A 15,082-nucleotide genomic window follows, 5' to 3' on the forward strand; every position below is an offset into this window, starting at 1 on the left:
CCATGGCGGAGCTGCGCAGCGCGAGACCGTCGTTCGGCCAGGAGCGGTTCTGGTTCCTGGAGAAGCTCGTACCCGGCAAGCCGGTGTACCACCTGCCGGTCGCCCTGCGGCTGCGCGGCGACCTCGACGTGGCCGGGGTGCACACGGCGCTCGCGGCGGTCGTCGCCAGGCACGAGTCGTTGCGCACCAGGTTCGTCGAGGTCGACGGCCGGGTCTACCAGGTGGTCGAGGACTCCGTCGGGGTGGAGCTGCCGACGGTGTCGGCGACCGAGGAGGAACTGCCCGCCCTGCTCACCGAGGCCGCGGCGGTCCCGTTCGCGCTCGACCGCGCGCCGCTGCTGCGGGCGCTGCTGGTGCGCCTGGCCGAGGACGACCACGTGCTGCTGGTGACGACGCACCACATCGTCTCCGACGCGGTGTCGCTGGAGGTGTTCCTCACCGAGCTGGGGGACGCCTACCGCGGCGCCACGTCGGCCCCGCCGCCGTTGCAGTACGTCGACTTCGCCGAGTGGCAGCGCGCCCGGCTGTCGGGGCCCGTGCTCGACGAGCACCTGGCGTTCTGGCGCGAACGGCTGGCGGGCGCGCCCGAGCTGCTCGAACTGCCGTCGGACCGGCCTCGACCGGCGACCCAGAGCTACGCGGGCGCCACCCACCGGTTCGACCTCGACCCCGCGCTGATGACCGCGCTGCGGGACCTGGGCACCGCCCGCGGGGCGACGCCGTTCATGACCCTGCTCGCCGGGTTCCTCGCCGTGCTGCACCGCTACACCGGCCGCACGGACCTCGTGGTGGGCACACCGGTGGCCAACCGCACCCTCCCCGAGCTGGAACGGCTCGTCGGCTTCTTCGTCAACACGCTGGTGCTGCGGACCTCGCTCGACGGCGACCCGTCGTTCGCCGAACTCCTCGACCGGGTGCGCGGCGACGCGCTCGACTCCTACCGGTTCGCGGACGTGCCGTTCGAGAGCCTGGTGGAGGCACTGGCCCCGCCGCGCGACCCCAGCCACTCCCCGCTGGTCCAGGTGCTGTTCGCGCTGCACGACTCGGCCGCGCTCACCCTGGCGCTGCCGGGGCTGCGCGTCGACCCGGTGCCCGTCGACAGCGGCGCCAGCCAGCTCGACCTCGCGCTCACCGTGGAGACCCGCGCGACCGGCTCCACCGGTGTCGTCGAGTACAACACCGACCTGTTCGACGAGGCGACGATCGTCCGGTTCGCCGGGCACCTGACGACGCTGCTCGCGGGCGCGGTCGCCGACCCCGACCGGCCGCTGTCCCTGCTGCCGCTGACGACGGCGGCCGACGCCGACGTGGTGCGAGCCCTCAACGCCACCGACCTCGACCACGCCCGCGACGCGCTGGTGCACGACCTGGTCGCGGAGCAGGCGCGGTCGCGACCGGACGCGCCCGCGGTCGTGTTCGGCTCCACGACGCTGACCTACCGGGAGCTGGACGAGCGGGCCAACCGGGTGGCACGGCACCTCGTCGAGCGCGGCATCGGGCCGGAAAGCCTGGTCGCGGTGGCGATGCGGCGTTCCCAGGACCTCCCCGTGGCGCTGCTCGGCGTGCTCAAGGCCGGTGGCGCCTACGTCCCCGTCGACCCCGAGTACCCGGTGCGGCGCAAGGAGTTCATGCTCGCCGACTCCGGCGCGTCCGTGGTGCTCACCGGGCTGGACGGCATCGGGGACCACCCCGCCGACGCCCCCGCCGTGCCGGTGCGGCCGGACAACCCGGCGTACGTGATCTACACGTCGGGCTCGACCGGCACGCCGAAGGGCGTGACCGTGCCGCACCGGACGCTGACGAACTTCCTGCACGCCATGGACGAGCACATCACCGCGGGCCCCGGATCGGTGTGGCTGGCGACGACGAGCGTCTCGTTCGACATCGCCGCGCTCGAACTGCTGTGGACGCTGGCCCGCGGCGTCACCGTCGTGGTGCAGGGCGACGCCCCGGTGCCCCCGGTGGACTTCAGCCTGTTCTACTTCGCCAGCGCCGACAGCGGCACCCACGACGCCTACCGGCTGCTCCTGGAAGGGGCGAAGTTCGCCGACCGCAACGGGTTCACCGGCGTCTGGACGCCCGAGCGGCACTTCCACCCGTTCGGCGGCCCCTACCCCAACCCCGCCGTCACGGGCGCGGCCATCGCCGCGGTGACCGACCGGATCGCCATCCGCGCGGGCAGCGTCGTGCTGCCGTTGCAGGACCCGCTGCGGGTCGCCGAGGAGTGGTCCGTCGTGGACGGTCTGTCCGGTGGGCGCGCGGAGGTGTCGTTCGCGTCGGGCTGGCTGGCCGACGACTTCGTGCTGGCGCCGGACAACCACGCCGACCGCAAGCGCGTGCTGGCCGAGGGCATGGCCACCGTGAGGGCGCTCTGGCGCGGCGAGGCGGTCACGCGGGTCAACGGGGCGGGCGAGGAGATCGAGGTCCGCACGCACCCCCGGCCGGTGACCGCGGAACTGCCGACGTGGCTGACCTCCGCGGGCGACCCCGCGACGTTCGAGGCCGCGGGCCGGGAGGGCGTCAACCTGCTCACCCACCTGCTCGGCCAGGACCTCGACGAGCTGGCGGTCAAGATCACCCGGTACCGCGAGGCGTGGACCGAGGCGGGGCACGCGGGCACCGGCAGGGTCGCCCTCATGGTGCACACCAGCGTCGACCGCGACCCCGAGGTGGTGCGCGAGCGGGTCCGCGAACCCTTCATCGCCTACCTGCGCAGCTCGCTCGGCCTGATCAAGCAGCTGCTCACCGGGCCGGACGGCCCGGTCGACCTCGACTCGGTGCCGCCTGCCGAGCTGGACGAGCTGCTGTCGGTGTTCTACGACCGCTACGCCACCGAGGCCGGTCTGTTCGGGTCGCCGGAGTCGTGCCGTCCGATGGTGGACCGGATCGTCGCCGCGGGCGTGGACGAGATCGCCTGCCTGATCGACTTCGGCATCGACGCCACGACCGTGCTGGAGTCGCTGCCGCGGCTGGACGAGCTCCGCGCGGCCTACGCCCGCACCGACGGGTCCGACGACACCGTGCCGACCCAGCTCGCCCGCCACGCCGTCACGCACGTGCAGTGCACGCCGTCGCTGGCGCTCGCGCTCACCGGCACGGACGCCGGGCTCAGCGCGTTCCGCGGGCTCGACCAGCTCGTGATCGGCGGCGAGGCGTTCCCCGCCGCGCTCGCCACCCGGCTGGCCGAGTCCGGGCAGCGCGCCGTGCTCAACGCGTACGGGCCCACCGAGACCACGATCTGGTCCACCCTGCACCCGGTGGACCCGGCCGCGGGCGCACCGCCGATCGGGCGGCCCATCGCCAACACCCGCGTCCACCTCGTCGACGCGGCGGGCGAGCCCGTCCCGGTCGGCGTGCCCGGTGAGCTGCTGATCGGCGGCGAGGGCGTGGTGCGCGGCTACTGGGGCAGGCCGGGGCTGACCGCCGACCGCTTCGTCCCGGACCCGTTCGGGCCGCCGGGCCAGCGGCTCTACCGCACCGGGGACATCGCGGTGCTGCGGCCGGACGGCGTGCTGGAGTACCGGGGACGCGCCGACGGCCAGGTGAAGCTGCGCGGCAGGCGGATCGAGCTCGGCGAGGTCGAGTCCGCGATCGAGGCGAGCCCCGACGTCGACCAGGCCGTGGTGCGCGTCGCGGACGAGGGCACCGACCGCGCCGCGCTGGTGGCCTACGTGAAGCCGCGCGGCGGCGTGGACGCGGGCGACGACCCCGAGCTGGTCGCGCTGCCGACCGGCGGGGTGCTCGCGACGGTGGACCGCCGGGGCGCCGCCGAGCTGCACCAGGAGATCTTCGTCAACGAGGAGTACCTCGACGGCTTCCTGCGGCTGTGGGACGGCGCCGTCGTGGTCGACGCGGGCGCCAACGTCGGCGCGTTCACGCTGTTCGCCCACCGGCGGTGCAGGCCCGCGCGGATCATCGCGGTCGAGCCGATCCCGCCGACGTTCGCCCGGCTGGAGAAGACCGTGCGCGCCAACGGCATCGACGCCGTCCTCGTCAACGCCGGGCTGGCCGCCGAACCGGGAACGGCGTCGTTCACGCACTACCCGGAGCTGACCGGGCTGTCGGGCCGGTACGCCGACCCGGTCGCCGACCGCGAGCGGGCGGCCGTGCTGTTCGACGGGCCGGAGCGGGACGTGGAGCAGTTCCTGGACCAGCGCTACCGCAACGAGTCCTACGACTGCGCGCTCACCACGCTGTCCGAGGTGGTCCGCGAGCACGCGCTCGACCGGATCGACCTGCTGAAGATCGACGTCGAGCGCGCGGAGATGGACGTGCTCGACGGCCTGTCGGACACCGACTGGGACCTGGTGCGCCAGGTCTGCGTCGAGGTCGAGGGCGACGACCGGCGCGACGAGGTGCTGGCCGTGCTGACCAAGCGCGGGTTCGAGACGCACTCGCTGGTGCTGCTGGACGCGCTGGAGGTCTCCATCGTGCACGGTCGCCGCGCGGGCCTGCCCGCGCGGCCCGCGACCCGCGCCGACGCGCCCCTGGACCTCGCGGCGCTGCGGACTCGGCTCGCGGACGCGCTGCCGGGGTACCTGGTGCCCGAGCGGTTCGTGGCCGTGGCGGGTTTCCCGCTCACCCCCAACGGCAAGGTGGACCGGCGCGCGCTGGCCGCGACACCCACCGCACCGCCACCCGCGCGGGCTCCCGTCGCACCCCGCGGCGACCTGGAGCGGAGGCTGGCGGCGGTGTGGTCGTCCGTGCTCGACGTCGACTCGATCGGCGTGCACGACAACTTCTTCGACGCGGGCGGCAACTCGCTGCTGCTCATCAGGGTGCACGCGAAGCTGGCGGAACTGGGCGCCGGAGCCCCCCGGCTCGTCGACCTGTTCTCGCACCCCACCATCGCCTCGCTGGCCGCCTCGATGGAGGGCGCGGCCCCCGTGGCGCACGAGGACATCGAGGACATCGAGGACCGGCGCTCCGGCCGCAGCCGGTTCCTCCAGCGCAGAAGGGGAGGTTCCGGTGCTTGACGACGACCTGATCGCCATCGTCGGGATGGCGGGCCGGTTCCCCGGCAGCCCCTCGGTGGCCGAGTTCTGGGCCAACAGCCTGGCGGGCGCCGAAGGGGTGTCGTTCTACGGCCGCGACGAGCTGATCGAGGCGGGGGAACCCGCCGAGCTGGTCGACGATCCCGCCTACGTCCCGGCGAGCGCCCCGCTGGCCGACCACGACCGGTTCGACGCGGAGCTGTTCGGCTACAGCCCGCGCGAGGCGCGCGTGATGGACCCGCAGCAGCGGGTGTTCCTGGAGTCGGCGTGGGAGGCGCTGGAGGACGCGGCCTGCGACCCCGACCGGCTGCGCGCCAGGATCGGCGTGTTCGCGGGCACCGGCATGACCCGCTACCTGTGGCAGAACGTCGTGCCCGCGCTGGGGTCCTCGCTCAACCCGCTGGAAGCCAGGCTGCTCAACGACAAGGACTTCCTGGCCACCACCACGAGCTACAGGCTGAACCTGCGCGGTCCGAGCGTGAACGTGCAGACCGCGTGCTCCACGTCCCTGGTCGCGGTGCACCTGGCCGCGCAGAGCCTGCTGTCGCACGAGTGCGACCTGGCGCTGGCGGGCGGCGTCACGATCGAGCTGCCGCACCGGGTCGGGTACCTCTACCAGGAGGGCGGCGTCAACTCGCCGGACGGGCACTGCCTGCCGTTCGACCACCGCGCCGCCGGGTGCGTCGGCGGCAGCGGCGTCGGGGTCGTCGTGCTGCAACGGCTCGGCGAGGCGAGGGCGCAGCACCGCCGCGTGCACGCCGTCCTGCGCGGGTCGGCGGTCAACAACGACGGCTCCGGCAAGGTCGGCTTCACCGCGCCCAGCGTGACCGGGCAGGCCGCCGTGGTCCGCGACGCGCTGTTCATCGCCGAGGCCAAGCCGGAGAGCATCGGGTACGTCGAGACGCACGGCACCGGCACGCCCATCGGCGACCCGATCGAGGTCGAGGCGCTGCGCGGGGCGTTCGACGGGGTGGCCGCGGGCAGCGTCGCGCTCGGCTCGACCAAGGCGTCCATCGGACACCTGGACGCGGCGGCGGGCATCGCCGGGCTGATCAGGGCCGTGCTGGCGGTGCGCGAGGGCGTGCTGCCGCCCAGCCCGTACTTCGAGGCCCCGAACCCGCTGCTGGAACTGGACGGCTCACCGTTCTACCTGCCGACGACGGCCACGGCGTGGCCGGGGGGCGACACCCCGCGCCGGGCCGGGGTGAGCTCGTTCGGCATGGGCGGCACCAACGCGCACGTCGTCGTCGAGCAGCCCCCGGCGGTGCCCGACAGCGCGCCGGACGTGCCCGGCAGGCAGCTCCTGGTGCTCTCCGCGGCGAGCGAGCGGTCGCTGGAGGCGTGGCGGCTGCGGCTGGCCGACGCGGTCCCGGACAGCGGGCTCGCGGACGTCGCGCACACGCTGGCGACCGGCCGCCGCCGCCTGCCGCACCGGCTGGCCGTGGTGGCCGACTCCCCGGAGCAGGCCGTCGACCGGCTGCGCGACGTGAGCGCGCGGCGCATCCGGATCGCGGGCGACCCGCCCTCGGTGGTGTTCCTGTTCCCCGGACAGGGCGCGCAGCGGCCGGGGATGGCCGCGGGCCCGCACCGGGTGGCGCCGGTGTTCCGCACCGAACTGGACCGGTGCGTGGAGCTGTTCGAGCGGCAGGGCGTCGCCCTGCGGGACCCGCTGCTGGACGCGGGCTCCGACCCGGACGCCCTGCGGCGCACCGATCTCGCCCAGCCCGCGCTGTTCGCGCACTCCTACGCGCTGGCGCGGCAGTGGGAGCACTGGGGTGTCGCGCCGGCCGCGATGGCGGGACACAGCGTCGGCGAGTACGTCGCCGCCTGCCTGGCCGGTGTGCTCGACCTGCCCGACGCCGTGCGGCTGGTGGCCAGGAGGGGCGCGCTGATGGCGGCGCTGCCCGCCGGGTCGATGCTCGCCGTCGCGCTGCCCGAGGACGAGGCGGTCGCGCTGCTGACCGACGGCGTGGAGCTGGCCGCGGTCAACGGACCCCGGCAGTGCGTGCTGTCCGGCCGGACCGACGCGATCGAGCGGCTGCACGGGACCCTGTCGGCGAACGGCGTGCGCTGCAAGGTGCTGGAGACCTCGCACGCGTTCCACTCGGCGATGCTCGACCCGGTGCTGGAGCGGTTCGAGCAGGAGGTGCGCCGGACCCCGCTCCGGCCGCCGTCGATCCCGTTCGCCTCCTGCGTCACGGGAGCGCTCATCGAACCGGGCCAGGCGACCGACCCGGCCTACTGGGCGCGCCAGGCACGCCGGGCGGTCCGCTTCGGCGACGCCCTCGACCTGCTGGCCGCCGATCCCGGCACGCTGTTCATCGAGGTCGGCGCGGGCCGGGGCATGGCGGAACTGGCGCGCAGGCACCTGCGGGCACTCCGGCACGCGCCGATCAGCTCACTGCCGCTCACCGGCGGCGACCACGACGAGCACCTGCTGGCGGCGCTGGGCCAGGCCTGGGAGCACGGCGTCGACGTCGACTGGACGGCGGTGCACGGGGACGGGCCCCGGCGCGTCGCGGCGCTCCCCGGATACCCGTTCACCCGCAAGCGGCACTGGATCACCGCACCCGGCAGGTCGTCGACCGCGACGGCCCCGGTCGACGAGCCCGCACCGGTGGTGGCCACGACCGGGCGGGCCACCACGACCGAGGCCGAGGCCATCGTGATCGCGGTGTTCCGGGAGGCGTTCGGCGTGGACGACATCGGCCCCCAGGACGACTTCTTCGGCCTCGGCGGGACCTCGCTGCTGGCCGCGGAGGTGGTGCACCGGCTGCGGAAGCGGTTCGCCGTCGAGTTCCCGGTGCGCTACCTGTTCGAGGCGCCGGGCGTGGCGGACCTGGCCGCGCTGATCAGCGGCACCGACCAGGGCGACACCGAGGAGGACCTCGACGCGCTCGTCGCCGAGCTGTCCGCGCTGCCCGACCACGAGATCGCCCACCTGCTCGCCGACGGCACGGACGGAGCAACGCCATGACGCGGACCCTGCGGCAGCGGCTCGCGGCCCTGACGCCCGCGGAACGGGCCGCTCTCACCGAGCGGCTGCACACCCGCTCGGCGAAACCGGCCAGGACGCTGGACTTCAGCCTCTTCTACTTCGCCAACGCCGCCGAGGACGAGCCCCGGTACCGGTTCCTGCTCGACACGGCCGCGCTGGCCGACAGACTCGGCTTCACCGCGGTGTGGACGCCGGAACGGCACTTCCACTCCTTCGGCGGCCTCTACCCGAACCCGTCCGTGCTCAGCGCGGCGCTCGCGATGGCCACCGAACGGGTGCGGATCCGCGCGGGCAGCCTCGTGCTGCCGCTGCACCACCCGATCCGGGTCTGCGAGGACTGGTCGGTCATCGACAACCTGTCCGGCGGACGCGTCGGCCTGTCGTTCGCCACGGGCTGGCACGGCACCGACTTCGCGCTCGCCCCCGACCACTACGAGGACCGCCGCGAGCGGACGTGGGACGCGATCGACGTGGTGCGCAAGCTGTGGCGCGGCGAGACCGTGGACTTCCCCGGTCCCGGCGGGACCACCGTGACGCCCACCCCGTTCCCCCGCCCCGTCCAGCCGGAACTGCCGGTGTGGGTCACGGCGTCCGGCAACCCGGACAGCTTCACCAAGGCGGGCGAGCTCGGCGCGAACGTGCTGTCGGCGCTGATCGGCCAGTCGCCCGAACACCTGGCCGCCAACATCGCCCGCTACCGCGCCGCCCGCGCCGCGCACGGGCACGACCCGGACGCGGGCACCGTGACCGTGATGCTGCACGCCTACCTCGACCGGGACGCGACGGCCGCTCGGGACCTGTGCGCGGCACCGCTGCGCGAGTACCTGCGCGGCTACCTCGAACAGCAGCGGGACATGGTCGGCGACCAGGACCCGGAGGTCGACGTCGAGGCGCGGCTGGACTTCGCCTACGAGATGTACTCCACGCAGACCGCGCTGATCGGCTCGCCGGACACCGTCCGCCCGCTGCTGGCCCGGCTGGGCGACGCGGGCGTGGACGAGATCGCCTGCCTGGTGGACTTCGGCGTCCCGCTGGACAGGGCGGTCGAGAGCATCCACCTGCTGGCGGGGGTGAAGGACGGCCAGACGGCCACCACCGCGCCGGTCACCACCGCACCGCTGGGCATCGACCAGGACCGCATGCGCAGGCTGGAACTGGCCAACCCCGCCGGTCCGGCCAACTACGTCACCACGGGGCTGCGGATCCGCGGACCGCTGCGCGCCGACGCGCTGGACGACGCGCTGCGGTTCGTCGGCGGCAGGCACGAGGCGCTGCGCACCACGTTCGACACGCGCGACGGCGTTCCGCTGCAACGGATCGGCACCGACTTCGCGGTGCGGCTGGAGCGGTTCGACGTGACCGACGTGCCACCGGGGGAACGGGTGCGCGCCGCGCGGGAGCTGCGCACGGAGTTCGCCCGGCGCCCGTTCCCCGACGACCGGCCCGCCGTGCGGGTGGCGCTGATCAGGCTCGCCGAGGACGACCACCAGCTGGCGGTGGTCAAGCACCACATGATCACCGACTGGGTGTCGTTCACCGTCTTCCTGCGCGAGCTGTTCGGCGCCTACCGGGACCTCGTCCTCGGCCGCGCACCGGACCTCCCGCCCGCGGTGCCCTACCGGGCGTTCGCCGAACGGGAGCGCGAGCGGTTGCGCGGCGGGAAGCTGGACGACCAGCTCGACCACTGGGTCGAGCAGCTCGCCGGAGCACCGGACCCGGTCACCCTGCCGATGGCCGTGGAGCGCCCGGCGAAGCAGACGTTCGAGGGCGAGCGCGCCTGGATGCTGTTCTCCCACGAGACCACGGCCAAGCTCAACGCGGTCAGCCGGGCGGAGCGGGTGACGCCGTTCATGACCGCCTACACCGCGCTGGTGGCCTGCCTGGGCCACGTCACCGGCGAGTCGGACCTGGTGCTCGGCTCGCCGACGGCCAACCGCGACTGGGCGCCGGAGAACCTCCTGGGGCTGCTGCTGCGCCCGATGCCGCTGCGCACCCGGCTGCGGCCGGAGCAGACCTTCCGCTCGGCGCTCGCGGACGTCCGCGCGGTCACCTCGGCGGCGCTGGCCAACGCCGAGGTCCCGTACCAGGCGCTGGTGGACCGGCTGGCGCCGGAGCGCGACCTGGACTGGCTGCCGCTGTTCAAGCTGCGGTACCTGTTCCTGCGCTGGGACGAGCCGGTGGCGATCTCCGGGCTGACCCTGAGCCCGCTCGACACCGACCCCAGGACGTCGCTCTACGACGGCACCGTCTCGCTGTGGGACGACGCGCACGGCATGTTCGGCCGGATCGAGTACAACTCCGACCTGTTCGCGCGCGACACCGTCGTGTCGACCATCGAGACCTTCGCGACCATGCTCGACGCCGCGGTCACCGATCCCGACCTGCGCGTCGGCGACCTGCCCACGTCGGGCTCCCGGCGCTTCCACGTCGACCAGGACGAGCTCGAAGTCCGCCTCGGCGACCAGCGCCCCCGTTCCTGAGGAGTACCACAGTGCACACCCGCGACGAAGTCCACGCGGCCGTCACGCCGGTATGGCGCGACGTCCTCGGCAGGTCCGAGCTGCCCGCGGACGCCGATTTCTTCGAGCTGGGCGGCGATTCCATCCAGGGCGCCCGGCTCATGGGCAGGCTGCGCGAGCTGTTCAGCCTGCCCCTCCCGCTCCAGCTGATCTTCTTCCACCCGGCGCTGCCCGACTTCACCACCGCCGTGGGCGAGGCGGCCGAGCGGCTCCGGGCGGAACCGGCGGTGGACAGCGCCGCGATCAGCGCGGGCCCGCTGCCGCTCTCGGCGCAGCAGGAGGAGCTCTGGGTCGCCGACCAGCTGACGCCCGGCAACCTCGCCTACACCGAACTGCTCCCGCTGCGGCTGACCGGGCCGCTGGACGTGGCCCGGCTCCAGGCCTCCGTCGACGCGCTGGTGGCCCGGCACGACTCGTTGCGCACCAGGTTCCCCACCGGCCCGGACGGCGTCCCGCACCAGGACGTGCTGCCCGCGCTGGAGGTGGCGCTCGACCGGGTCGACGTGTCCGATGTGGACAAGGCGCGGCAGGTCGCGCTCGACCGCCTCACCGAGCCGTTCGACCTCGCCGAGGGGCCGCTGGTGCGCGCGGTGCTGCTCGCCCTCGACCCGACCGACCACGTGTTCCTGCTGTACGCGCACCACATCGTCGCCGACGGCCTGTCGCTCGCCGTGCTCTGCGACGAGCTGGCCGACCACTACGCCGGACGCGGGCTGCCGCGGCCCGCCCCGACCACCCGAGACCGCGGTCCGGTCGACCTCACCGGTCAGCTGGAGTACTGGAAGGAGCAGCTCCGGGGCGTGCGGCCGCTGGACCTGCCGCTGGACCGACCGCGCGCCGCGGTGCGCGACAACGGCGGGAGCAGGCTGCGGACCACGATGTCCGGCGAGCTGCGCGACGCGGTGCGCGCGCTGGCCCGCGACGAGGGCGCGACGCAGTTCGTCGCGCTGCTGGCGGCGTTCCAGGTGCTGCTCGGCCGCTGGGCGGGCACCGAGGACGTGGCGATCGGCTCGCCGGTGTCCGCGCGGTCGGCACCGGAACTGGAGCGCGTGGTCGGCTACCTGGTCACCATGGCCACCTTCCGCGGCGACCTGTCCGGCGACCCGAGCTTCCGGGAACTGCTGCGGCGCACCCGCGACGTGGCGTTCGGCGCGCTGACCAACAGCGACGTGCCGTTCACCAGGGTGGTGGCGGAGCTGGCGCCGGAGCGCGACCAGTCGCGTCCGCCGATCTTCTCGGCGACCCTGGTGTCGCAACCGACCCCGCCCACCCTGGTCGCCGACCTCGGTGACGTGACCGGGGCGTCGTTCCCGGTGCCCCGCCGGTACAGCACCTACGACCTGACGCTGTACGCCTGGGACGCCCCCGACGAGCTGATCATCGACATCGAGTACGCCACCGCGCTGTTCGACACCTCGACCGCGCGGCGGCTGGCCGAGCAGTTCGCCCGGCTGGTCGAGGGCGCGGTCGCCGCGCCGGACGCCCCGCTGTCGACGCTGGAGATCCTGCCCGAGCCGGAACTGCGGCGGGTGGTGCGGGACTGGAACGACACGGCGGCGGCGTTCGCGCTCGACCGACCGGTGCACGAACTCGTGACCGCGCGGGCAGAACGCGCCCCGGACCGGATCGCGGTCGTCGACGGCGAGCACGAGATCACCTACGCCCGGCTGCACGACCGGGCCGCCGCCCTCGCGCGACGGCTCCGCGAGGGCGGTGCCGGGCCGGACGTGGTGGTGGCCGTGCGGATGGCGCGGTCGGTGGACCAGCTCGTGGCGCTGCTGGCGGTGTGGCAGGCGGGTGGCGCGTACCTGCCGCTCGACCCGGCCTACCCGGCCGAGCGGCTCGACTTCATGATCACCGACAGCGGGGCGCGGCTGCTCATCACCGCTGCGGACGGCGGCGGGCACGAGGTGCTGCCGCTCGGCGACGCCCTCCCGGCCGCCGGTGGGTCCACCGTGGACAACCTCGCGTACGTGATCTACACCTCCGGCTCGACGGGCGAGCCCAAGGGCGTGCTCGTGCCGCACCGGGGGATCCTGAACCGGATCCTGTGGATGCAGCACGAGTACGGGCTCACCGAGGACGACGTGATGCTCCAGAACGCGGCGTACACGTTCGACTTCTCGGTGTGGGAGTTCTTCGGGCCGCTGGTGCTGGGCGCGCGCGTGGTGCTGCCCGACGCCGACGGGCACCGCGACAACGCTCAGCTCGTCGAGCTGATCGCCCGGCACGGCGTGACCACGGTGCACTTCGTGCCGTCGATGCTGCGCTACTTCCTGGCGGAGCCGGGGCTGTCCCGCCTCACCGCGCTGCGCCGGGTGTTCAGCGGCGGCGAACCGCTGCCCGCCGGGCTCGTCGCCGAGTTCTCCGCGCGGTTGGGCCACGTCGAGCTGCACAACCTCTACGGGCCGACCGAGACCAGCGTGGACGTCACGCACTGGCCGGTGGCGCCGGACGAGGCGGCGGTCATGCCGATCGGCCGCCCGGTGGACAACACCACGTGCTACGTGCTCGACGACCGGATGCGCCCGCAGCCGATCGGCGTGCCGGGCGAACTGCACATCGGCGGCGTGCAGCTGGCGCGCGGCTACCTCGGGAGGCCGGGGCTGACCGCGGACCGGTTCGTGGCCGACCCGTTCGGGCCGCCCGGCGGCAGGCTGTACCGCACCGGCGACCGGGCTCGGTGGCGCGCGGACGGCGTGATCGAGTTCCTCGGGCGGATCGACCGGCAGGCCAAGGTCCGCGGGTTCCGCGTCGAACCCGGCGAGGTCGAGGCCGCCCTCACCGCGCACGCGGGCGTCCGCGAAGCGGCGGTGGTCGTGCGGGAGGACGAGCACGGCGAACGGCGGCTGGTCGCCTACCTGGTGGGCGACCCGGTCGGCACGGCGGCGCTGCGCGCGTGGCTGGCCGACCGGCTGCCCGACCACTCGATCCCGACCGCGTACGTCCAGCTGGACCGGCTTCCGCTGTCCCCCAGCGGAAAGCTCGACCACGAGGCGCTCGCGGCCCCCACCGGCGACCGGCCGGACGTGGCCGCGGGGTACAGCGCGCCCGTCGGCGAGCGCGAGGAACTGCTCGCCGGGCTGTGGTCGGACGTGCTCGGCGTGGACCGCATCGGCCGCGACGACAACTTCTTCGAGCTGGGCGGCGACTCGATCCGGGGCATCCACGTGATCGCCAAGGCCAGGCGCGCGGGCCTCGCGGTGACCGTGCCGCAGCTGTTCCGCCACCAGACGGTCGCGGAACTCGCCGCCGTGGCCACGGCCGTGGTCGACGCGCCCGCACCCGCCAAGCCCGTGGGGGCGACGTTCCCGCTCACGGCGTTGCAGATCGGCATGGTGCGGGAGGCGGCCCTGGCACCGGGCAAGGGGATGTACGTCGTGCCCGCGGAGGCGCTGCTGTCCGGCGACGTCGACCCGGACGCGCTCCGCGCGGCGTTCGCGGCGCTCACCGCCCACCACCCGGTCCTGCGCACGTCGGTCAGCGGGGACACCCAGACCGTCCACCCGGCTGTCGAGCCGGTCTTCACCCACGAGGACTGGAGCGCGTACCCGGAGGCCGAGCAGGAGCGGCGCAGGCGCGAGCGGATCGAATCCGAGTGGCGCAGGGGTTTCCGGCTGGACACGGCGCCGCTGTCCCGGCTCTCCCTGGTGCGCCTGGCCCACGACCGGCACAGCCTGGTGTGGACGCGGCACAACGTGCTGCTCGACGGGTGGAGCTACGCGCGGCTGTTCGACGAGCTGCTCCGGCTGCACGCGGCCATCCGCGACGGCGAGCCGGTGCCGGAACTCGCCGCGCCGGAGTCGTTCGGGCGCTACGTCGACTGGCTCGCGCCCCGCGCCGAGGCGGCGGCGGACGCGCTGTGGACGGAGTTCCTCGCCGACCTGCGGCCCGTGACGCTGTTCGACCCCGCACCGGTCGCACGGCAGGCCCCGTACGAGGAGCTGCGGTTCGAGCTGCCCGCCGAGGCCGAGACGTTCGTGCACCGCGCCCGGCTGACGCTCAGCGCGATGCTGGAGGGCGCGTGGGCGGCGGTGCTCGCCCGGCACACGGCCACGACGGACGTCCGGTACGGACTGGTGTTCTCCACCCGCCCGGCCGAGCTGCCCGCCGTCGAGGACATGCTCGGACTCCTGATCAACACCGTGCCGTCCGGCCTGCGGGTCGACCCGGCGCTACCGGTGGTCGAGTGGCTGCGGTCGCTCCAGGAGCGGGGCATCCGGCTCAAGGAGCTGGCGCCCGCCAGCCTGGAGGTGCTCCGCGACCGCGCGGGCGGCCCGCTGTGGGACACGTTGCTGCTGCTGCACAACTACCCGCACAACTTCGACGACACGATGCCCGGTGGCCTGCGGATGCTCGACACGCAGGGGTTCTCCAGGGTCGGCGCCGCCCTCATCGTGTCGGTGGACCCCCGACCGCTGCGGGTGGCGATGCTCTTCGACACCGCCAGGGTCGACTCGGACACGGTGCGGCAGCTCGGCGCGGACCTCGCCGAGCTGCTCACCGCGATGATGGCCGATCCCGACCGGCCGGTCGGGGAACTGCTCGCCCAGCGCCCTCAGGACGGCTGA

At 74.2% G+C, this 15,082-nt stretch carries 4 protein-coding genes; all 4 read left to right on the forward strand.

Translation table 11 applies throughout. The annotated features are described in order from the left end of the window. Positions 1–2: 2 nt before the first annotated feature. From AC156L_RS06315 to AC156L_RS06330, 4 genes are read left to right on the forward strand one after another with little or no spacing between them, the layout of a single operon-like run. Entirely contained in the window at positions 3–4,976 is a 4,974-nt protein-coding gene (locus tag AC156L_RS06315; protein ID WP_330876329.1) for a MupA/Atu3671 family FMN-dependent luciferase-like monooxygenase, read from the forward strand. Then, positions 4,969–7,971, forward strand: coding sequence for a type I polyketide synthase (locus tag AC156L_RS06320; RefSeq protein ID WP_330876330.1), 3,003 nt, complete (start codon positions 4,969–4,971; stop codon positions 7,969–7,971). The genes AC156L_RS06315 and AC156L_RS06320 overlap by 8 nt, the downstream gene beginning before the upstream one ends. Beyond that, the gene (locus AC156L_RS06325; protein ID WP_330876331.1) at positions 7,968–10,472 is read left to right on the forward strand and encodes a MupA/Atu3671 family FMN-dependent luciferase-like monooxygenase; all 2,505 of its coding nucleotides are present in this window, start codon (positions 7,968–7,970) and stop codon (positions 10,470–10,472) included. Before AC156L_RS06320 ends, AC156L_RS06325 begins: the two co-directional genes overlap by 4 nt. A gap of 11 nt (positions 10,473–10,483) precedes the next feature. After that, positions 10,484–15,082, forward strand: a complete 4,599-nt coding sequence (locus AC156L_RS06330; protein ID WP_330876332.1) for an amino acid adenylation domain-containing protein — start codon at positions 10,484–10,486, stop codon at positions 15,080–15,082.

Source organism: Umezawaea sp. (genome assembly GCF_057122925.1).

Coding starts and splice junctions, on each gene's coding strand:
- AC156L_RS06315 (WP_330876329.1), top strand. CDS start 3: ATGGCGGAGCTGCGCAGCGCGAGACCGTCGTTCGGCCAGGAGCGGTTC.
- AC156L_RS06325 (WP_330876331.1), top strand. CDS start 7,968: ATGACGCGGACCCTGCGGCAGCGGCTCGCGGCCCTGACGCCCGCGGAA.